Origin of the sequence: Spirosoma sp. 209 (assembly GCF_002006735.1) — a bacterium.
In the GTDB taxonomy this organism is placed as follows: domain Bacteria; phylum Bacteroidota; class Bacteroidia; order Cytophagales; family Spirosomataceae; genus Spirosoma; species Spirosoma sordidisoli.
The window spans coordinates 134,161-157,488 of sequence record NZ_MVEC01000012.1; the positions used below are offsets into that span (position 1 = coordinate 134,161).

Annotated in this window: 11 protein-coding genes; 6 read left to right on the forward strand and 5 right to left on the reverse strand. The window is 54.5% G+C overall.

The annotated features are described in order from the left end of the window. Positions 1-90: 90 nt before the first annotated feature. The gene (locus B1C80_RS19885) at positions 91-3,309 is read right to left on the reverse strand and encodes a sialidase family protein (RefSeq protein ID WP_077922963.1); all 3,219 of its coding nucleotides are present in this window, start codon (positions 3,307-3,309) and stop codon (positions 91-93) included. Between the two features lie 187 nt (positions 3,310-3,496). Here B1C80_RS19885 and B1C80_RS19890 point away from each other — a divergent pair, with 187 nt between their 5' ends. From B1C80_RS19890 to B1C80_RS19910, 5 genes are all read left to right on the forward strand, one after another. Continuing rightward, positions 3,497-5,902 carry a TonB-dependent siderophore receptor gene (locus tag B1C80_RS19890; RefSeq protein ID WP_077922964.1) on the forward strand — a complete coding sequence of 802 codons (2,406 nt, stop codon included), beginning with the start codon at positions 3,497-3,499 and terminating at the stop codon, positions 5,900-5,902. Between the two features lie 604 nt (positions 5,903-6,506). Then, positions 6,507-9,749: a SusC/RagA family TonB-linked outer membrane protein gene (locus tag B1C80_RS19895; protein WP_077922965.1), complete on the forward strand. Its 3,243-nt coding sequence runs from the start codon at positions 6,507-6,509 to the stop codon at positions 9,747-9,749. Positions 9,750-9,817: 68 nt separating this feature from the next. Then, the gene (locus tag B1C80_RS19900) at positions 9,818-11,269 is read left to right on the forward strand and encodes a SusD/RagB family nutrient-binding outer membrane lipoprotein (RefSeq protein ID WP_077922966.1); all 1,452 of its coding nucleotides are present in this window, start codon (positions 9,818-9,820) and stop codon (positions 11,267-11,269) included. Between the two features lie 20 nt (positions 11,270-11,289). Then, positions 11,290-14,580 carry a hypothetical protein gene (locus tag B1C80_RS19905; RefSeq protein ID WP_077922967.1) on the forward strand — a complete coding sequence of 1,097 codons (3,291 nt, stop codon included), beginning with the start codon at positions 11,290-11,292 and terminating at the stop codon, positions 14,578-14,580. Next, entirely contained in the window at positions 14,581-17,598 is a 3,018-nt protein-coding gene (locus B1C80_RS19910) for a DPP IV N-terminal domain-containing protein (RefSeq protein WP_236648852.1), read from the forward strand. 280 nt (positions 17,599-17,878) lie between these two features. Here the strand turns inward: B1C80_RS19910 and B1C80_RS19915 are convergent, their stop codons facing one another. Then, positions 17,879-18,424 carry a DUF4198 domain-containing protein gene (locus B1C80_RS19915; RefSeq protein ID WP_139361691.1) on the reverse strand — a complete coding sequence of 182 codons (546 nt, stop codon included), beginning with the start codon at positions 18,422-18,424 and terminating at the stop codon, positions 17,879-17,881. 243 nt (positions 18,425-18,667) lie between these two features. Beyond that, positions 18,668-19,576: a DUF808 domain-containing protein gene (locus tag B1C80_RS19920; protein WP_077922969.1), complete on the reverse strand. Its 909-nt coding sequence runs from the start codon at positions 19,574-19,576 to the stop codon at positions 18,668-18,670. Positions 19,577-20,096: 520 nt separating this feature from the next. On the opposite strand from B1C80_RS19920, the gene B1C80_RS19925 reads away from it, so the two are divergent. Continuing rightward, positions 20,097-20,888 carry an SDR family NAD(P)-dependent oxidoreductase gene (locus tag B1C80_RS19925; RefSeq protein ID WP_077922970.1) on the forward strand — a complete coding sequence of 264 codons (792 nt, stop codon included), beginning with the start codon at positions 20,097-20,099 and terminating at the stop codon, positions 20,886-20,888. Between the two features lie 51 nt (positions 20,889-20,939). Here B1C80_RS19925 and B1C80_RS19930 read toward each other — a convergent pair whose 3' ends face one another. Together B1C80_RS19930 and B1C80_RS19935 are read right to left on the reverse strand one after the other, a co-directional pair. After that, positions 20,940-21,845, reverse strand: a complete 906-nt coding sequence (locus B1C80_RS19930; RefSeq protein WP_077922971.1) for an NAD(P)-dependent oxidoreductase — start codon at positions 21,843-21,845, stop codon at positions 20,940-20,942. A gap of 383 nt (positions 21,846-22,228) precedes the next feature. Further along, the gene (locus B1C80_RS19935; RefSeq protein ID WP_077922972.1) at positions 22,229-23,050 is read right to left on the reverse strand and encodes an alpha/beta fold hydrolase; all 822 of its coding nucleotides are present in this window, start codon (positions 23,048-23,050) and stop codon (positions 22,229-22,231) included. Positions 23,051-23,328 lie beyond the last annotated feature (278 nt).

Sequence of the window (23,328 nt, forward strand, 5' to 3'; positions counted from 1 at the left end):
TATGGCGACCCGGCACCGTTGACGCTCGGGTTCCACGGTATCGGGTCGCCATACTAAAGGACTTGTATGCGGAAGAAATAAGCCGGTCCGCTAGGGTGTTATGGCTGGGATTCGCTGTTCGGTTACCATCCGGTTGAACTCGGGCACCTGCTGCTCAATAATTGTTTTTAACTTACCCAGCGCCGTTCCTACCTGCTTTTCGAGAGCTTCGTATACCACGTAGGAGGACTTTGTCGGCTTGGTCTCCGCCGATGAAACGACCGAGCCAACTCCCGACAGTTTGTCATTTAACCGAATCGGGTAAGCCAGCGCATCCTGAATTGCTTTCGACTTGGGCTGCATCAGGGTAGACTCCAGCTCATCCAGTGACTCGAGCATCGGCTTGGTCACTTTTTTGAACTTCTCAGCCGTTTTGGGGTCTTTAACGTCTTTCATGTAGCCGTTAATCTGGCTCCTGATCTGACGGATCTGATTGACGCCCTTGTGGGTTTCGGACAGTTTGCTGTTTATCTTCATCAATAGCTCAAACTGCTCTTTGTAATCGGCGTCAGTAATCGGCAAGCGCGGGTCTTTCCGTATTTCGATCGGTTGTTCGGCAACCAGCGAGTCGCCCAGCAGCATCCGAACTTTATACGCCCCGGGAACGACCTTAGCCCCTGTCCCCCGTCCTGTCCACATCACATTCGTTCCCTCAACCGGTGTCGCATCCGGATAGCGCATATCCCAGACGAAGACGTTCATGCCTGGCCGTGCGGACGCGCTTCCGGGTCGTTTCTGACCGGGATCGTCGTAGAACTCTTTAGCCACTTTCAGGGGTTGACCGCGCTTGTCTTTCAGGCTGGAGTAGGTGATAATTGTATCGCCTGCATTGGTCATGAACAGCAGTTTCAGCTCTTTATCGGGCTTGTTTTTCAGGTAGTATCGGACCAGTACACCGTTTGGTGCGTTTTCGCCCTGATCGACGGGCTCCCCCTCCTCAGCTGTTTGCGATCCGCCATCCATCCGATAAGCCGGGCGAGGTTTGTACAGATGCACCGTCTTGCCGGTTAGTCCGTCGCGCTGATCGGCCAGTTCATGCAGGGGGGTTATGTCGTCCATAATCCAGAACGACCGGCCGTGAGTAGCTACCACCAGGTCTTTATCCCGCTTGTGGATTTGCAGATCGCGGACGGGGGTAACGGGCAGATTCATGGACAGTTTATGCCAGAAACCGCCATCGTTGAACGACACATACACCCCCCGTTCAGTGCCCGCATACAGTAACCCAGGCTTGTTGGGGTCTTCCCGAACAACATGACAGTATTCGTCGGACGGAATGCCGCTGGTAATGAGCGTCCAGGTTTTACCGTAATCCGTTGTTTTGAGCAGATACGGCTTCCGGTCGCCCGACATGTACCGTTTGGCCGCCAGGTAGGCTTTGCCGGTGGTATGATCGGACGGGTGAACCATGCTCATGATCGCCCAGTCGGGCAGCATCGAACCGGGCGGTGTAATCGGTTGCCAGGTTTTGGCCCCATCGCGGCTGATGTGCATCAGTCCATCGTCGGAACCCGCCCAGAAAACGCCCTTCTCTACCGGCGACTCAGCCAGGGTAAAAATGGTCGGGAAAGTCTCCGCACCGGTGTTGTCTTTCGTAATGGGGCCGCCCGTGTCGCCCTGGGTTTTCGGGTCGTTGCGTGTCAGGTCAGGGCTTATATCCTCCCACGAATGCCCGTAGTCCATGCTGCGGTGCACATATTGGGAGGTGACGTAGAGCGCTTTGCTGTCGTGCGGGGAAAAAACAATTGGAAAGGTCCACTGAAACCGGTATTTCCGATCAGACGACGGAGCCCCCATGCTATAATCGGGGTAGACATTGATCCGCTGGTTCTGGTCGGTGGCTTTGTCGTAGCGGGTAATCAGCCCGTCGTAGCTGCCGCCGAACGTCACCAGCGGGTTGTTCGGGTCCGACGTGATGTAGCCAGATTCTCCGCCGGCTACCGAGTACCAGGCACTAGGCCCAATGACATTGTCGGTGGTGCGGCTGGCAATCCGGATGGCGGAGTTGTCCTGCTGGGCACCGTAAAGATTATACGGGAAATCGTTATCAATGGACACGTGATAGAACTGGGCCGTTGGGATATCGACGTCCGAAAAAGTGGCCCCGCCATTGTAGGTTACCTCGGCCCCTCCGTCATCGGCAATGATGAAATTCTGCGGATTGTTGGGGTTCCACCAGATATCATGGGTGTCGCCATGATGAACCGCAATCCGCTGAAAGGTTTTGCCCCCATCGTACGACTTCAGCGCGTTCACGTTCAGGACAATAAGGCCGTTTTCGTTTTGCGGGTCGGCCGCCAGCATCATGTAATACCACGGCCGCTGCCAGAGGTTCTTATCCTCATTGATCAGCTGCCAGCTGTTGCCGGCATCATCGGAGCGGTACAGTCCGCCCTTGGCGTTTTCGACCATGGCGTACAATCGGTTCGAGTTGGCTGGGGATACGGTTATACCGATTTTCCCCAGTAACCCTTTCGGCATACCGGGCCGTGTGTGCAGACTTGTCCAGGTATCGCCCCCATCGGTCGATTTGTACAGCCCACAGCCCGGCCCACCACTGCTCATCTTATAACTGTTTCGGTAAGCCTGCCACATCGACGCATAAACGATAGAGGGGTTGTTGGGGTCAAGCTCTACTACGGCTGCCCCCGTACTGTCGTTTCTGGCCAGAATATGTTTCCAGGTTTTACCCCCATCGGTCGTTCGGAAAACACCCCGCTCCTTGTTGGGAGCAAACGGATTGCCGAGGGCAGCCACGTAAGCTATGTCCGGATTTTGCGGATGTACTTCAATATTCCCGATCGCATCGGCCAGTTTCAGGCCCATATGCTTCCAGGTTTTTCCGGCATCGGTCGATTTATAGACCCCGTCCCCATTGGCGATATTGCTTCGGATGTCGGCCTCGCCCATACCGACGTAAATGATGTTCGGGTTGGAGGGAGCCACCGTTACGGCCCCGACCGAGCTGGACTGAAAGGCACTATCCGAAACAGGCATCCAGTTGGCGCCCCCATCTATGGTTTTCCAGACACCCCCGCCTGTAGCGCCGAAATAATAGGTAAGCGGCTGATCGGGGTGGCCCGCTGCTGCCAGAGAACGCCCGCCCCGGAATGGGCCAATATTGCGCCAGCGAAGCCCATTGAACAGACTATCGGATAGCTGTCTGTTAACTGCGGGACTCGATTTAGCCTTTCGCTGGGCCATGACCGGCTGTACGAGCAGCAAAGCGCTGACAACTGCTCCGGCGAGGAAAGTAGAGGGTTTATACATAAAGCTTAGGTTAGTAAAGCGAACGTAATTTTCGGTATCATTTTGCTGGAAACCGCACGCAATACAATGATTATTTTGTATACTTTGCAAAAGTAGGGTTAACAATATGAGATTTTTAAATAAAGCCAAATTTTATTGGTTTAAGTCCTACTTCCCTCCTCAACTTCCTCGTTAGACCGGTCAGTGTATGCGGAACCCTTTACTTCGTTGTTTACTCATTAGCGCTCCCTTCTTTTGCCAGGCACAGGCAATCATAGTACGGGATCAGGCTGACTCCTTACCGCTGGAGGGCGTAACGCTATCCAGCACCGACCGTAAAACGTCGGCCGTTACCGATGCCGCGGGCCGCGTTGATCTGGCCGATTTCAAAGGAGCCTCTACTATTGAGATCAGAACCCTGGGCTATCCGACGCAGACGCTGAGTTACGATGAGTTAGCGAAACGTGGCCCGAGCCTGTACCTGCAGGCTTCGCCGGTTTCGTTGCAACAGGTTGTGGTAACCGCCAACCGGTGGCGGCAGCCGAGCCGGGAGGTTCCTTCCCGCATCATCCGAATATCAGCCCGGGATGTGGCTTTTCAGAATCCGCAAACGGCGGCCGATATGCTGGGTATTTCAGGAGAGGTTTTTATCCAGAAAAGCCAGCAGGGCGGAGGCAGTCCGATGATCCGTGGGTTTTCAACGAACCGACTGCTGATTACGGTAGACGGTGTGCGGATGAACACGGCCATTTTTCGCAGTGGTAACCTGCAGAATGTGATCTCCCTGGACCCCTACGCCATTGCCAATACCGAAGTACTGTTCGGCCCCGGTTCGGTCATGTACGGGAGCGACGCCATCGGCGGAGTGATGAGCTTTTACACCCTGACGCCCCAGCTGGGTGCCGGCACCACCCCTGCCGTTTCCGGAGGGGCAGCCCTGCGGTATTCGTCGGCCAACAGCGAGCAAACGGGCCATGCCGATGTTAGCCTCGGCTGGAAAAAATGGGCCTTACTGAGCAGCGTATCCCATAACACCTACGGTGATTTACGCATGGGCAGCCACGGACCAGCCGATTATTTACGCCCCGAATACGTTGACCGGATCAACGGCGAAGATCGGGTTGTTCTTAACTCGGACCCGCGGGTTCAACGGCCTACTGGGTATTCGCAGATCAACCTCATGCAGAAAATTCGCTTCCGGCCAACGGATCGCTGGGATATCAACTACGGATTTCATTACTCAACTACCTCCGATTATGCCCGGTACGACCGGTTACTCCGCTATCGTCGGGGTTTGCCCCGCTCGGCCGACTGGAAATACGGCCCCCAAACCTGGATGATGAACAATCTGACGGTCAGTCAGACCTCGGCCAATACACTATATGACCAGCTGACCGTCCGGCTGGCCCATCAGTACTTCGAAGAAAGCCGGATCGACCGGGATCTGAACGACGCGCAGCAACGAACCACCCGCGAGCAGGTACAGGCGCTTTCGGCCAACCTTGATTTTGACAAACGCATCACCCATCGGCAGCGGGTATTTTACGGACTCGAAGCCGTGTACAACGACGTCGTCTCAACGGCCAGCACCCTGAACATCAAAACGAACAGCACCGTGGCCGGCGCCCCCCGGTATCCGGCGTCAAACTGGGCATCCTACGCAGCTTATCTTACCTACCAGCTAAAACTGAACGACCGGATAACCCTGCAATCGGGCCTGCGTTACAACCAGTTCAAGCTGAACTCCCAGTTCAAAACCGATTTTTATCCGTTTCCATTTACCTCCGCCCGGCTGAATAACGGCGCATTAACGGGCAGCCTGGGACTGGTTTATCTGCCCTCGGATACCTGGACGCTCAGCACCAATCTGTCAACCGGGTTCCGGTCGCCCAATGTCGATGATATTGGCAAAGTGTTCGACTCTGCGCCCGGGGTCGTGGTTATTCCCAACCCGTCGCTCAGTGCCGAATATGCCTATAACGCAGAAGTGGGTGCGGCTAAGCTCATCGGCAATCTATTGAAAGTAGATGTCACGGGATACTATACCCTGCTCGACAATGCCCTGGTTCGGCGCAATTTCAGGTTGAACGGCCGGGACAGCATCGTTTATAACGGTGAACTTAGCCAGGTACAGGCCATCCAGAACGCAGCCAAAGCGCGGGTCTATGGCCTGCAGGCCGGGCTGGAATTCAGTTTACCGGCTGGCCTCCGCCTGTCGTCCCAGTTTACGTATCAGAAAGGCGACGAGGAATTGGACGATGGCACGACTAGTCCCCTGCGCCACGCGGCTCCCTGGTTTGGCATAACCCGCCTGAGTTATACAACCCGGAAACTACGGCTCGAAGTGTATGCCGTATATAATGATGCGGTAACGAATGCGGAGCTACCCCAGGAAGAACTAGGTAAAGACTATATGTACGCCCTCGATGCGATGGGTAAGCCTTATACACCAGCCTGGTATACGCTTAACCTAAAAGGGCAGTATAGCCTTAACCGCTACCTCACGGTGAATGCAGGACTCGAAAATATCACCGACCAGCGCTACCGGCCCTACAGCTCAGGTATTTCCGCTGCGGGCCGCAACCTGATTATCTCCCTACGAGGCAGGTTCTAACCGTCGATACGCTACCGCCCATCGTTTGTTTGGATTACAGCAACGGAACCAAACTCCGGGTACTCTGCTGTAACCGCTTGCCCCGAGCAGGGGTGTAGTCACCAAAACCTGAACCTGAGTCAATATGTACAATACTATATTCTGCGTAAGTACCTCATCGTAGAATTATATTTTAACTAATACCGAATTTAATAGTATAATATATAGTATTTTGGCATTAAAAACAAATTAAATACGGAAAGTACTTGACAAGCCTATAGGGAACAGTATATTTGACATACTGTTAGTCGAATACGTCTTTCACCTTTTACGACAGTTGCTTTATTCTAGCCGCACTGAAGAAAGCAAAACTCTGATTCACAAACGATTGCCCCTTCTCACGACGATCCTGTTGAGCTGATAGCCCGGTTTGTTCGTGACAAAACCCCTGCTCGCGTTGCCGATTGGGGTCGGGGATTGGTCTGCCCTTACGTTACGTTTTTTTTCACCCGCTACCAAGCCTATCCGGCTTGGACAGGGCTGGTTTGTGCTTTTTCCAGCCCACATGGTCCTGCCCTGGAACTTCCAGTTTTCATTGAATCAACCTTATAACTCCTGTTCTACGATGAAAAAAGTCTTCATACTTTTTGTATTGCTTTTTATCTCGTGTTTATCGAGTCCTCTTCTTGCGCAAAGTCGGGTGGTGAAAGGACGAGTCCTGTCTACCGAAGATAATAGCGCATTGCCTGGGGTTAACGTGGCCATTAAAGGCACAACCATTGGCGCATCCACCAACAGCGAAGGCAATTACTCCATCTCAATCCCCACTGAACATGCGGCCGGAACGCTGGTTTTTTCGTTCATAGGCATGAAAACGACCGAAGTGGTCATTGGTAATCAAAGCACGATATCGGTTTCACTGATTCCCGGCGAAACCTCCCTTTCTGAGGTGGTGGTAAGCGCCCTGGGCTTTAAGGAAAACGCCGATAAACTGGGTGCCACGGCCGCTAAAATAGATGCGAAAGACATTGTGCGCTCGGGCGAAACAGGGGTGATCAACGGTATGGCCGGTAAAGCAGCCGGTGTGCAGATCACCCGTTCGGCCGGTGATCCGGGCGCCGGTTCCTACATCCAGATTCGGGGTCAGAATACCATTACGGGGTCGACCCAGCCCCTGGTTATCGTCGACGGTATTCCTATCAGTAACTCCACCCTGGGCGATGGGGTAGCCGGAGTCTCCCAGCAGTCGCGCCTGAACGACATTAATCCGAATGATATCGCGTCCATGCAGATCCTGAAAGGGGCATCGGCAGCGGCCCTGTGGGGGTCCAGAGCGGCCAATGGGGTTATCGTAATCACCACCAAAAAAGGCGCTAATACCGATAAGGTGAACATTGCGCTGACCTCGGCCGTGTCGTTTGACCAGCCCAATCTGTTACACCCCATGCAAAGCACCTACGGCCAGGGAGCAGGCGGGGTCTACAGCCCAACAGGTTCGTTTACCTGGGGAGACCGGATTGCTGACCGGTCGGGTGCCGCGGATGAGGTCAACCAGAACGGACCCCGCTTTGAAGCGGATAACGGTCAGATCTTTTACCCGATCATCCGGAAAAACTCCAGAGAAACATTCAACGACGTTCGGCGGGATCAGGTGTTCCGGACGGGTACCTACATTGATAACAACCTGAGCGTTAGTGGCGGCAACGACAAGGGTAACTTCTACCTGAGCGTCGGCGACCTGCGCCAGCAGGGAATTCTGAACGGGCAGAGCGACTATAAGCGCACAACGGTCCGCTTCAATACCGAACGGCGTTTCAACAACATCTTTAAGGCTACTACCAATGCCACCTACGCCCGGACTACCTCCAATCGGGTACAGCGCAGCAACAGCGTTGCCGGGCTCTATATCGGTATGCTGCGAACACCCCCCGACTACGATAACCGCGGCTATAAGGGGAACTATTTCGCATCACCCACCGCCAGCCCCATCCCGAATCGCCAGCGTTCGTTCCGGAATTACCTGGGCGCTTCCGCCAACCCGGTGTACAATGACCCATTGTGGGCTATCAACGAAATGACCAACACCACCGAGGTGGATCGATTCATTCTTAGCTCCGAGTTGCTGATCACCCCGGCCAGCTGGTTCGACATTACCGCACGGGGCGGGCTGGATAGTTATACCGATCTGCGTCTTACCAACTCTCCGGTTTCATCAGCCGTCAACAGCGGGTTGGGAAGCCTTGAACAACAGATGCTGAAAGAGACGGAGATGAACATGGACGTCATCGGCCGCGTGTTCAAGGACATCGGGAAAAACATCACCAGCACATTAATCCTGGGCTTTAACATCAACGACCGGAAATACCTGAGCCTGGGCGGGACACTGAACACCTTTATCATTCCCGACGCACCACCCAACTTTACCAACGCACTGGCCGCCAACCGCGTACCGTACAACACCACCACCCACCGCCGAACGGCCCGGGCTTACTCGTCGCTGAACCTGGGGTTCTTCGATCAATTGTTTGTCAATGCCTCGCTGGCGGGTGAGGCCGGGTCTACCTTCGGCAGCGAGTCGCAGTCGACGTTCTATTATCCCTCGGCCGATGTAGCCTGGCAGTTTACCAAGCTGCCTCTCCTGAGCAGCAACAAGCTTCTGTCGTTTGGCAAACTGCGGGCCTCGTACGGTACTGTTGGGGTGCAGCCTGACGCCTACCGGAACACGACTACCTTCGTCAACGCTTCGTTCGGGAGCTGGGGTGGTCCGGTTAGCGGCACCGGCTACGGAAACGGGGCCTTTGTCCAGAGCAACCGGCAGGGAGATCCAAACCTGCGTCCGGAGCGGAAAACAGAGTATGAGGTGGGGACCGATCTGCGGTTCATGAACGACAAGCTTTCGGTCGGGTTCACCTATTACCAGAACAAAATCGTAGACCTGCTCCTCGACGTAGCCACGGCTGGCTCGACCGGATTCACCCAGAAATACACCAACGCCGGTACCATGGAAAACAAGGGGCTGGAGCTGGAGCTGAACTACAACGTCATGAGCCGCGGCTCGTTCAACTGGAACCTGTTCACCAACCTGAGCCGGAACCGAAACCGGGTGCTCGACCTGGCCGGTACGGATAATATCACCCTGGGTGGTTTCAGCAGCACGGCCAGTACCGTTGCCAAGGTGGGCTACGCCATGTCATCACTCTACGGTGGCGTATACCAGCGCAACGAAGCGGGCGCCCTCGTCCTCAACGCCAACGGATTCCCACAGATTGCCTCTTCGTTTGGGGTGCTGGGCGATCCTAACCCCGACTGGCGCGGTGGTTTCGGCACCAACCTCTCCTTCAAAGGGGTATCGCTCAACGTCCTGTTCGAAACCTCGCAGGGTGGCGACTTCTACAACGGTACCCGCGGAGTGATGTACCATTTCGGTACCCATCAGGACGTTGGGTATGACGTAACGCTGGGGCAGCCGCTCAAAAATTACGCGGGCAAAACCATTGCGGCCGGCACAACGGTTCGGGGGGCCATCAAGGATTTTGGTGCCGGCCCGGTACTGCTGGACGAAAGTTACTATACCTCGATTGGGGGCGGGTTCAGCACGCTGGTTGAGCAGTTTATTTCCGACGGCAGCTGGACCCGCCTGCGCGAAGTCTCTGTCGGCTATTCGCTCAACTCGGCCAGTTTCCGCCAGAAAACCCGATTGCAGTCGATCAACTTTACCCTGACCGGCCGCAACCCCATCCTGTGGACGAATGTAGTGGGGATCGACCCCGAAACCGGACTTAACGGCACGGGCAACTCGCGGGGCCAGGATTACTTCAACAGCCCGAACACCAAATCATTGCTGTTCAGCATCAAGATCAATTACTAGGCTGAAAGAACGGATCGCCTACAGCGGCTGCGCCTTTTTTCCTCCCTGTCATCTTAACTCCGACGATCATGAATCGAATCTATAAACTCATTTCCGCGTTTAGCCTGTTCTTCTTTTTGCTGTTTGTCTCCTGCCAGTCTATTGTCGATGGGCTGAACGTAGACCCCAATAACCCGACCAGCGCTCCAGCCTCCCTGGTGTTCACCGGTACTCAACTAGCCAACATCGCCACCCAGGAGGGCATGGCCAGCCGGCTAACAACCATCTGGAGTGGCTATACCACCGGCGCCGACCGACAGTGGAAAGACTACTTTAATTACAACGTCAGCGCCGGGGTGTACGACGCCGACTGGAACCTGGTCTTTCAGGCCACCAATGCCAACGCCCTGATTGCCATTCAGAAAGCGGGCGAACTGGGTAACCGGCGCATGGTCGGTATCACCAAAATTCTCCGGGCCAACGCCCTGGCAACGGGCACCGAACTCTGGGGCGATATTCCCTACGACGAAGCAGGCGACATCATCAAGTTTCCAAATCCGAAGTTTCAACCCCAGGCCGAAGTCTATACCAAACTACTTACGCTTGTCGATGAAGCCATTGCCGATCTGGACGCGGGTATCGGCACCGTTGGGGCTGAGGATATCCACTTCGGGGGCGATGCTACCAAATGGAAACAGGTAGCTTACACCCTAAAGGCCCGAATGCTCACCGACACCAAACAATACGAAGCCGCCTATACGGCCGCTCAGAATGGCATCAGCGTCTTTGCCAACTCGCTCTATGCTCCGCACGGTATCACGACCAGCGTCAACGAAAATCATTATTTCTCGTTTCTGACTAACCAGCGGCTGGGCGACATCTTTGCCGTTGGCGCCTATAACGTGGGCTTGCTCAATCCTACAAGCACTGCGTATCGGGGCCATGCGAAAACGGTGGAGACTGCCCGTTTCCGGTTCTATTACCTCGAGAACGGGGTCAACACCCCCGGGCGCATTGAGCCAAATACCTCCAGTACGGCCACGGCCAGCGGTTTTTTTGCCCGTAACGCCAGCTTCCCGATGGTCACATATCAGGAGAACGTGCTGACGCTGGCCGAAATGGCGTTGCGGTCGGGCAAAGGGTTTGCGGTGGCGCTCGACCACCTGAACCGCTACCGGGCGTTTCTAAACACCGGCGGCTACATCAACTCGACCTACCTGACATCAGGAAACTTTAAATATGAGCCCTTCGTAGCGGCCGATTTTGCCGCAGGTGGCATCGAAAATAAAGACAACATCAGCGCCGACAACGCCCTGCTGCGTGAAATTCTGCAGGAGCGGTACGTGTCTTTTTACGGCCAGCATATCGGCTGGAACGATGAGCGCCGTACGCGTAATGAACCCTATGGTATCAAGCTCACGCCGAACAACGGCACCCAGCTTCCCTGGCGTTTTATCTACTCGCAGAACGAACTCAACTCGAATCCCAACAGCCCTAAACCGGTACCCGGCACCTTCGATGCGCTGGCCATCTACAAGTAATTAACCTAACCCAATCGATCATGAACCAGAAGATAACCCATATACTCCTGACCGCCCTACTCCCGCTCAGTGTGGCGCTGTCGCAGCCGGTGCCTATGGCGGCCCTGAAACAGATGAAAGCCCGAAGCGTTGGCCCGGCGGTCATGGGCGGGCGTATTACGGCTATCGATGCCGTGGTGAGTAACCCGGACATTATCTACGTCGGAGCAGCCTCCGGGGGCGTCTGGAAAAGCACCAATGCCGGGGGGACCTGGAAACCCGTATTCGATGATCAGCCTACCCTAAACATTGGGTCTATCGCCATCCAGCAAAATAATCCGAACGTGGTATGGGTAGGTACCGGTGAAGGCAACCCGCGTAATTCGGTAAACATGGGCGGGGGCATTTTCAAAAGTATAGACGGTGGTCTGACCTGGAAGTCAATGGGTTTGGAGAAGACGTTCAACATCCATCGCCTGATCATCGATCCGACAAACCCCGACGTGGTCTACGCGGGCGTGATCGGTTTTCCCTTCGGCGAGCATCCCGAACGGGGCGTTTATAAAACAACGAACGGCGGTCAGTCCTGGGAGAAGGTATTGTACACCAATGAAAAGTCCGGTGTTGCCGAAATGGTCATGGACCCTACAAACCCAAGCAAGCTGGTCGTAGCCATGTGGCAGCATCGCCGGACGCCCTGGGATTTTACGTCGGGTGGGCCCGGCTCGGGCTTGTTCATCACCTACGATGGGGGCAAAACCTGGAAGAAAAAAGGCGAGAGCGACGGATTGCCAAAGGGAGATTTCGGTCGGCTGGGCTTAGCCATCAGCCGCAGCTCACCCAACAAAATATACGCGCTGGTCGAAGCGCCAAAAAACGGACTGTACCGCTCCGACGATGGGGGAGAGAAATGGACCCTGGTTACTGACGACCCCACGGTAGCGACCGATCGGCCGTTTTATTACAATGAAATTTACGTCGATCCGCTGGTCGAAACGCGTATCTATAAACTGAGTGCCCCGCTGTCGGTCAGTGAAGATGGCGGCAAAACGTTTACCGTGCTGGCCACTCCCGATCAGGTCCATTCTGACCATCATGCCTTCTGGATTCATCCCACCAATCCGGATATTATTATCGAAGGTAACGACGGCGGCCTGGCCATCAGCCGCGACCACGGCAAATCCTGGACCAATCCGGAGGCCATTCCGGTCGGTCAGTTCTATCATGTAAACGTCGATAATGAAGTTCCTTACAACATTTACGGTGGTTTACAGGACAACGGCTCCTGGACCGGACCTGCCTACACCTTCCAGACGGGCGGTATCCGAAACAGCCACTGGCAGGCGTTGATTCTGGCCGATGGGTTCGATGTGATCCCCGATGGCGAGGACTCCCGGTACGGGTACGCCATGTCGCAGGGAGGAAACATCATCCGGTATGATAAGAAAACCGGGGGGGCCTCTTTCGTAAAACCCATTATCAGCGACATGAATACCCGGTTGCGATTCAACTGGAACACCGGCTTTGCGCTGGACCCTGTCGATAAAAAGACGATCTACGCGGGCAGTCAGTTTCTCCACAAGTCAACCGATAAAGGCATGACCTGGGAAACCGTTTCGCCCGACCTGACCCTGAACGATCCGGCGCACCAGAAACAGGACGATAGCGGTGGGTTAACCATCGATGCCACCCAGGCCGAGAACCACAATACCATTCTGACCATTGCGCCCAGCCCGCTGAAGGCGGGGGTTATCTGGGTTGGCACCGATGACGGGAACGTGCAGCTCACGCAGGATGGAGGAAAAACATGGGCCAACCTCAGCAGCCGCCTGCCGGGCCTGCCCAAAGAAGCCTGGGTTGCCCAGATTACGGCATCCCGCCACAAGGCTGGGGAAGCGTTTGTGGTTGCCAACTTGTACCGCATGGGCAACGATTTGTCGCCCTACATATACCGGACAACGGACTTTGGGCAGACATGGACCCGCTTGTTGAGCGAAAAGCAGGCGAAGGGCTACGCACTCTGTTTCCTGCAGGATCCCGCCGAGCCACGTCTGCTCTTTGCGGGCACGGAGCATGGCTTATGGGTCAGCATCGACGCCGGACAAACCTGGGCCCAATGGGACAATGGCCTGCCAGCCGCAACGCCCGTGATGGACCTGGCCATACAGGAGCGGGAGGCCGACCTGGTCATTGGCACGTTCGGTCGGTCGATTTATGTACTGGACAACATCCGCCCCTTACGCCAGCTGGCAGCCACCGGCAGCTCCCTACTCGACAAACCCGTACTGGCCTTCGAGCCATCGGCCGCTTATCATGCTGTTTATCAAGGCCCTCAGGGCTATGGAAAAGACGCCGAAGATCTGTACCAGGCAACCAACCGACCGGCCGGCGCCACCCTGCTGTATTATCTCAAGCCTGCCCCAAAAGCCGTTTCGGCCAAACCGGCCCCGACAACAGCCGCCGTAAAGGGGAAAAAACCAGCCGTCATTACAGCTTCTGACGAGCCCACGACTACCCTGCCGCTGACCGCGTCAGCCACTGGTCCTGTGGCGGCTCGCAGCAAAATAGATTCGGTTTTTGTGCGTCTGTACGACGAAAGTAACCGGTTGGTACGCACCCTGAAACAGGCTCCCGACACGGCCCTGGGTGTGCAGCGTATCAACTGGAATCTGACCGAAACCGCTGTGGCCATGCCCAGTATGCCCGGTCCACGGCGCGGGGGTAACGAACCCTCCGGCGATCCGGTTATGCCCGGCAAGTACAAGGCGGTAGTCACCTACAGGGGGGCGGCCGACTCGACCTATGTCACGGTTTTACCCGATCCCCGGGTTCCGTTCAACAAAGAAGCTGCTATGGCCCGCCGGGCCCTGCAGGAACGGCTAAACAAGAATATTCGCCAGCTAAGCGCGCTGACGAGTCAGATTCAGGAAGCCACCGAAGCCACCGAATCGATCAAATCACGCCTAAAGGATAAGAAAGGCCCGCAATACGATGACCTACGGAAAGCAACCGCGCAAATACAGGATTCGCTGAAGGTAGTTCGCGAACGCATTGTTGGGAAACGAACTGAACGACAAGGCTTTGGCCGGGTATATATGCTTACGCCCATCATGAAAATTCAGGAAGCCAGTTCATATATTAGCCGCCGGACCGCGCCACCGACCCAAACGGAGAGCCAGCTAACCGACCAGGCAGAAGGGCTGACCCGGGAGACGATTGCGAAAACAAATGAGTTTTTCAGCAAACAGTGGGCTGAGTACTACAAAAAAGTACAGGCCACTCCGCTGGATCTGATCAAGGAATATTCGCCCATTGCCAGTAATCCCAAATAAATGAAAAACCTATTGCATCGATGGCTGACGGCCGGTTTTTTCCTGTCTGGAGTTATGGCGACCTATGCCGGGCCTTCGGGGTGGTTTATGACCGACTCCATTCAGGTAACCGTCACCGAAGGAACGAACATGGCCGCTGATATATCGCCCGACAAGTCACTGATCGCTATTGATTTACAGGGCACAATCTGGCTACTACCCAGCGCCGGAGGGCGCGCCAAACCCCTGACCGATGCGCTGGGCGACTGCCGTCAGCCGAGCTGGTCGCCCGATGGAAAACAGATTGCGTTTCATGCTTTTTGGGATGGTCGGTATCATATCTGGACTGTTGACCGAGCGGGCGGTAAACCCCGGCAGCTGACGTCCGGTATCTATGACGACCGGGAGCCCCACTGGTCGCCCGATGGGAAACGGCTCGTGTTCGCATCCGATCGTAGTGGCAATTACGACATATGGCAGTTAACGCTCGCCGATGGAAAACTGACGCAGCTTACGACCGATTCGGGCAACGATTACAATCCGGCCTATTCGCCTGACGGTCAACAAATTGCTTACATCTCCGATCGGACCGATGCGCCTGGGATCTACACCGTATCAGCAACCGGTGGGACCGAAAAACTTGTCTCGGCGTCGAAAGGAAAACTGGCCGGTCTGGCCTGGCAACCCGATGGCTCTCATCTCTTTTACAACGCGCTGACCCGTTCTCAGAGCGGACTCGAAAAAGTAAGCCTGGCAACGGGTCAACCAGCTTTGCAGACAGCGCCGGCAGAAGATGTTTTTCCTTTTCGATTGAGCTGGTTTTCTGCGAACGAATACCTGTACACGGCCGATGGCTTACTAAAACGGCGGAAACTCGACGGACCCGCCCTACCCATTCCGTTTCAGGTGGTCATCACCCTTCCCCGCACGAGCTACAAGCGGAAAACGTACGACTTCGATGCGCCCAAACCGCAGCCGGTTAAGGGCATCAAAGGACCGGCGGTCTCACCCGATGGCAACCAGATCGCCTTTGCAGCCCTGGGCGATCTGTGGTTATTGACCAAAGGGAACAAAAAGCCCCACGCGCTCACGTCGGGACCAGCCATCGATGTGGAGCCCAGCTGGTCGCCGGACGGGACCAAACTGGCCTATGTGTCTGACCGAAACGGGTCGATGGATGTTTGGATCCGCGACCTGAAAACCGGCACCGATCGATGTCTGGTCGACATGGCCGACGATTTAAATTACCCAACCTGGTCGCCCGATGGTAGTAAAGTAGCGTTCTACCAGGCTGATCCGCGTAATGCGTGGGGGCGCAGCACCCTTTACACGGCCGACGTGACCTACACGGCCGATGTTACGGTGCCTACAACCCGTAAGATCCACGAATCGTTGTTTGTGCCCAGTCAGGTGAGCTGGTCACCCGATGGTAAAACCCTGGCCGTCTCGGCTCTGCACCCCTATTCGTCCCGGTATCGGGAAGGCGTAAGTGAGGTACTGCTCATCTCCCTCGACGGTAAAAATGACCGGTATGTTTCTCCCGCGCCGGGTCATAGCCTGGGAACCCGCGGTAAAAACGGGCCGGTCTGGTCGCCCGATGGCATGCAGATGGCTTATGTGCTGGATGGCCTGTTGTGGGTAACCGCTGTGGCTCCCGACGGTACGCCCACGGGAAAGCCCCGACAACTAACGACCGAACAAGCCGAAGTACCCAGCTGGACCGCCGATTCAAGAAAGCTGGTCTATCTGGCCACTGATGAGTTGAAACAGGTGACCGTAGCAACCGGACAAACAGAAACGATCCCGATGGACCTCACCTGGCAGCCTAAAATACCTACTGGCCAGCTTGTTATCCACGCCGGCAACCTGTTTGATGGTCGGTCGAACAGCTACATCAGGAACGTTGACATTCTTGTTCAGGGCAACCGGATCAAAGCCATACTGCCTCATCAGGCCAATCGACCCGGTACGTTCATCGATGCATCGACCAAGACGGTAATCCCCGGCCTGTTCGAAATGCACACGCACCAGCACTCCATGACGGGCGAAAAAATGGGGCGGCTCTGGTTGTCGTACGGCATCACCTCCGTTCGCGAACCCGGCGCCGACCCGTACGATGCGCTCGAACGTAAAGAATCGTGGGCGAGCGGGATCCGACCGGGTCCGCGCCAGTTTTTTACTGGTGGTCTGACCGACGGCACTCGCATTTATTACGGAGCGGCAACCAGTATCAACTCCGATGAGCAGCTGGACCGGGAGCTTACCCGCGCCGTCCGACTGGGCTACGACCTTATTAAAACCTACGTCCGTATGCCGGATGCCATGCAGCAGCGCATCACGGCCTTTGCCCACGCCAACGGAATTCCGGTTTCTTCCCACGAGATATTCCCGGCCATGCGGTACGATGTCGATGCGGTCGAGCACATTGGGGGCACCAGTCGTCGGGGATACTCACCGAAGATCACGGCCATGAACAAAAGCTACCAGGACGTGATCCAGCTGATTGCCAGGTCAGGAATGAACATTACCCCGACCGCATCCCTGCAGGGTGGGTTTTTCTCGATGGCGGCCAAAGACCCGGCGTTTTACGAGAACAGGCAATACAAGGCGTTTTATTCCGAAGACTATAGCAACGCCCTCCAGGCCGGAGCTGCTCAGATGGCTAAAATCAACCCAGGCTATCTGGCCAATTTCGGCAAATTACAACAGGGGGTTAAAGCGTTGATTGACGCCGGCGCGCACATGACCACGGGTACCGATAGCCCGTTTGTTCCGTACGGTTACAGCCTGCATACCGAACTGCAGTCTTTTGTCGACGCCGGGCTAAGTCCCTATCAGGCCCTTCGGTGCGCTACCCTCTGGGCAGCCGAAACGGTGGGCGTCAGCAACGATCTTGGTTCGGTTGAGCCGGGCAAACTGGCCGACCTCGTCATCGTCGACGGCGACCCGCTCGGTAATATCCGCGATGCACTAAACGTGGATCAGGTAATCCGGAACGGCGACGTACTTCCGATCGCTCAGCTACTATCCCGCCCCTGAATCTGCTGCTCTCTGATTATCCTCCTGACATAACCTGACCGGAGGGCGGGCGCTCCTTTTTTGGATCGATCCGGCCAGTTGTTTTAAACGTCAATCCATTTATTTCACCGTCTCGTAAATGATGATTTGCGACAAATGGTGAAATAGCCATTTTCCACGTAAGAAAGGTTATTTCACCATCGGGTCTGAAGAACTGGTGTACAAACTGGTTTCTCCAGACCCGATGACCTACCGTCGGTCAGGCCGGTCCTTAGACAGGCATCCTGTCGCTCATCGCCAACTAGTCACACACCTCAAGAATGTAGGTAGCGCAGCGCCAAACAGATTTGTATGGCTTACCACCCTGCTCACCGGCTTCTTTCTCACTCTGGCTCCCTTCGAGGTAATAGGTACCGGGCCAGAGCGGAGTAAACTCGGCCTGTCCGTTTGCATTGGTTTGGATGGCGCGGTTCCAGCCGGTTGGTGAGTGTACCGCGATCTGTAGTTTTTCAGCTGGTTTTGTTTTGAACACAGCCGCCAGCGAAACCGGTTGCCCAACTTTATAACCGACACCGGGTTGACCAACGGCGATATTGAGTTCGTTTGGTGTAGCTGCAGCAACTGATTTGGGCTGGCCTACCGTGACAGCTGCAGTCGCGTTGAACTGGTATTTGGTGGTGCCGCCCAGATCCTTGGCTGCGTGTCCGATTGCCAGCGTATATACGCCGTCTTGCTCGGGTACAAATTTAGCGGAGAAATGATCGGTACCGGGCGAAACGGGTAGTTTGTCCTTATGTCCGTCGAGGCTAACCAACCAAAGCCAAACGCTCTCAGATCTGAATACCAATAAGTTATCTTGATAGCAGGGGTATGAAACACCTCCACTCGAGCCGACTAAAGTTAACAACTACCTTTCCCAAACAAGCTCTCACGGGGCTAGGGGCTAGAAGCTGGTTCCCCCAGAAAACGGCCACGGAAATCAGTAACTACCAGAGATAGTGTTCATTGTCGGCTACCCGGGTGAGGGTACGACTTTTCCCGGTAAAATTGACGAATGGGCTTTACCCGCTGTAAATACGTCCTTACTGCCTTACTGAAGGTTACTTTCAGCTTTCCTTTCCGGAGCGGTTGGTTTAGGGGATCCTCGAAATGACTGGACAATCGAGAATAGACCCACCAGTATTAACCCTACCACCAATCCAATCCCAAATTCTTTTAGGGTTGCCGGCATGTTTGGGAAAAGCGTATGCAGGTAATGGATATTATGTACGAAGATGCCGCCGGCAACCAGGATGAGCGCTAATGTACCCACTACGCTCAATATCCGGATGATAATGGGTAGCGCCCCAACCAGCCCCTTACCCAGTGTAAACAATAAGCCCTTACCCGACGATCCTTTAATGAGCTTATAGCCCGCATCGTCCATGCGTACAATCAGCGCCACGAAACCATACACGCCAACGGTAGCCAGTAACGCTACTGCCGACACCGTCATAATGCGGATCGATAATTCTTCTTCAGCAACCGTTCCCAGCGCAATAATGACGATCTCGACCGAGAGGATAAAGTCAGTTGTGATGGCCGATTTTACCTTTTCTTTTTCCTGATCAGGAGCTGGCTTGGCCTGTTTGGCCTCCTCGACCGGATGTGGTTGTTTGCTAATCAGGTTACCAAAGTAGTGGATTATTTTCTCTGCCCCCTCGTAGGCCAGGTAACAGCCGCCCAGCAACAGAATAACGGTAATGGCAATCGGAAAAAAAGCGCTTAGCAGCAGAGCGATCGGCACTATAATCAGCTTGTTGACTAAAGACCCTTTCGTAATCGACCACAGTATTGGCAGTTCCCGGTCGGCCAGGAAGCCGGTGGCTTTTTCTGCGTTCACAGCTAAATCGTCGCCTAAGATACCGGCGGTCTTGCGGGTTGCCACCTTTGTTGCCAGGGCAACATCATCCATTAAGGCGGCTATATCATCCAGAACTGCAAAAATACCCGATGCCATTTTCGTTTGGTTTATGCCTATACTAACCTTTACTACTGGTGTAAGGTTAAGACAGCCCCGAATAAAACTTCATCGAACGCCATTTGGCTTTGTTCACCGGCTGAGCTAATTGATATGGGGCAAACACATACCTTTCCATAAAACACGCTGACTATCAACCAATAATAGTAAAAGTGCTTGATCCAAAAGACTAGAAATAGCCATCGCTATTACCCCCAAGTAACATTGCTGGTAGGGCGCCCTCTATCCTTTCCCGGACATTATTGAGTACAGATTTTACTCAAATTCCAGGCTGTTGATCGGGTCATTACTGCAGAGCTAATAGCCGTAATGCCGCGCTGACATGAGCAGAACTGAACAGGATCCCGGATCCCCAGGATAAAAGGTTGCTGTTTTCGTTTACGAGGTTCTCTTTGGGTGAGTTGGCCGGAGTATCTTTGACGATGGGTAACAGAAACCCTGCCCCAACTCTTCAGACTTTACCTGCATTGACTAACCAGCCTGACCCTGAATCATAGCGATGGAACAACGTTCTGCCCAACAAAGCATCTTAAACCTCTTCCGGCTTCACGGTCAAACAGCGCTGGTAACGGGAGGCAACCGCGGTCTGGGTCTGGCCATGGCCCAGGCGCTGGCCGAAGCCGGAGCCAACATTATGATTGCGGCCCGCGACGAAGCAACCAACCAGCAGGCAGCTGAAAAACTCAGATCGCTTTACGGAATTGAGTGCTTAAGCACGTCCTGTGACGTAACGAATGAAGAAAGCGTACGAGCCGCTGTGGCGCAAACGATTGACCAGTTTGGCAAGATCGACGTGCTGGTCAACTCAGCAGGTATCAACATTCGGGGGGCCATTGAGACCCTTTCACTGGACGATTTTAAAAAAGTGCAGGAGGTCAACGTAACCGGCACCTGGCTGTTCTGCCGCGAGGTGACGTCAATCATGAAACAGCACGGCTACGGGCGCATCATCAATATGGGGTCGATGCTGGCGCTAACGGCCCTTGCCGAACGAACGCCCTACGCCACCAGCAAAGGCGCTATTTTACAGCTGACCCGGGCCTTAGCCATGGAAGTAGCCAAAGAAGGCATCACGGTCAACGCCATCTTACCCGGCCCGTTTGCCACCGAGATAAACCTCCCGCTGTTGAACGACCCCGAGAAGTACCAGGCTTTCATCGCTAAAATTCCGCTGGGACGCTGGGGTGAGCTCCATGAGATTGGTGGCATCGCGCTGTTCCTGGCCAGCCCAGCCTCCAGCTACGTGACTGGAGCCTGCTTTTCGGTAGATGGTGGCTGGGTGGCGCAGTAGAAGAATGGCCTGTTCGCTGAAATACCAACGGCGACACATGCAGTTTGACCGTTAGTCGCTCTGCCTGACGTATTTACGCCAGTTGTGCTGCTCTTTAAAACCAAGCACCTCCCGAATTTTTCGGTTCGAAAATAAGGCTTCGTTTTCCTCCAGTTCCCGAACAATCGGTACACCCGGGAAATAGGTTTCGGCCAGTTCTTTGCTGCTGATAACGGCCCCGTTATGATCGTTCCCTGCGTTGAACACCTGAAAACCCAGGTTGTCTTTTTGCAAACATAAATCCACAATCTGCCCCAGATCACGCGCGTCAATGTAACAGAAAGCATTCCGGCGTCGCACCTCAGGGTTAGCCAGGTAGTACGGAAACAGTTCAGCATATTCGTGGGGCTCAATCACGTTCCCGATCCGAAGTGCGTAGATATCGACACCAGACCGTCGCTGGAAGCTCCGCGCCGTTTTTTCGTTGACCACCTTCGATAATCCGTAACTATCCATCGGATCGACGTCGTAATCCTCTTCTAGTGGCAAAACGCCTGGATTGGTTTTGCCGTCTGAAAAACATATGCCGTAGGTGGTCTCGGAGGAAGCAATAATTATTTTCCGGATACCGAGTTTTACAGCCGCTTCAATCACGTTATAGGTGCCAATGGTGTTGACCCGAAACGTTTCGTTATCCGGCTTGATCAGGATTCGGGGTACGGCAGCAAAATGAACGACGGCATCAAACCTGGGGACGCCGTTGCCCGGCTCCAGCTCGTCGAGCCCCGCATAGGAACTCATGGCGTTGAAAATTTGCCCAGAGTCGGTTATATCCGCGATTAGGTTGTCGACCCCCGGATGATTCAACGGGACCAGGTCTACATTCATTACCCGATGTCCCTGGTCAAGCAGGTAAGGAATTACGTGTTTTCCTGCTTTTCCCGATCCCCCCGTAAAAAATATCCGCATGGCTGTCATGTTGTTCTGATATGAACGTCTGATCAATTAGGCTACATTGCCTGTAGCACTAACAAACTTCACGAACAAAAGTAACCTGCATTGGGGCTAAAATCAGCGAAGTTACTTCCATTTTCAGAGGAGTAGGCAGTCGGGGCAAACCACTTGCCGATACCTGCTCATTGTCTTATGGGTCAGCCTCAAACAGATACAGGGTTTGCAGGACGCTTATTGACAGTTTTGTGGCTATGCATTGTCATCAATTGTTTACCCTCAAGTGTGGTCAGCAACATGCCGCGGCCAAAGTTCGGTCTCGCAGCTGTGCAGGTGATGATATCCGTTTAACAGGAAACAAACAAAGCTGCCATGGCGCTCATGACAGCTTTGTTTGATGTACAGGCCCACTACGACTTGATAAAGGCCAGTATATCAGCGTTGATGGTAGGCGCTTCGGTCGTAGGCATGCCGTGCGGAAAGCCTGGGTAGGTGATCAGTTTGCCCTGCTTTAACAGCTTAGCCGCTTTCACGGCTGTCTGCTCATAGGGAACAATCTGATCATCTTCACCGTGCAGCACCAGCACCGGTATGTCCACGCTTTTGAGGTCTTCGGTGAAGTCGGTTTCTGAAAACGCCCTGATGCCGTCGTGATGCGCTTTAACGCTGCCCATCATGCCCTGACGCCACCAGTTGTTCCGAATGCCCTCCGATACCGTAGCCCCCTCCCGGTTATAGCCGTAGAAAGGCAGGGTAAAATCATGAAAATACTGCGGACGATGGTTGGCCGTACCTTCCCGGATTTCATCAAAAACTGACATCGGAATACCCTCGGGGTTAGTCTCCGTTTGTACCATAATTGGCGTTACCGCACTGACTAACACAGCCTTAGCCACCCGCCCCTGACCATGTTGAGCCACATACCGGATAACCTCGCCCCCGCCCGTCGAGTGACCGATGTGTATGGCATCCTTCAGATCGAGAAACTGAACCAGCTCGGCTACGTCGGCTGCGTACGTTTTCATGTTATGCCCCTCGGATGTTTGGGACGATCGGCCATGCCCCCGACGATCATGGGCAATGACCCGAAAGCCCTGGCTGACGAAAAACATCATCTGGATATCCCAGTCGTCGCTCGATAACGGCCAGCCGTGATGAAAAACGATAGGTTGACCGGTTCCCCAATCTTTGTAGAAAATCTCGGTTCCGTCACTCACAGTGATCTTGCTCATGTTTTTGAGGTTATAAGTTGATAATTCAATGAAACCAGAAGTCGGCGTCTACAGCCCATTACGTCAGCAGTGTAGGTTAAGAGCGTAACAGCCTGTTAGCCAGACCAACTAAAACAACCCGAATTGCAGGAGCAAACCTACGGGCTGCCAGGCTGACGGGAGCGGTATAAACAGCGGAGAATACAGTACAAAGTGAGGAATTCAACCCGGGCCGGCCAAAGCAGGCCAGCAAGAGGGAAATAAACTAGCGCATGGGGCCATAGGATGCCCGGACCAGG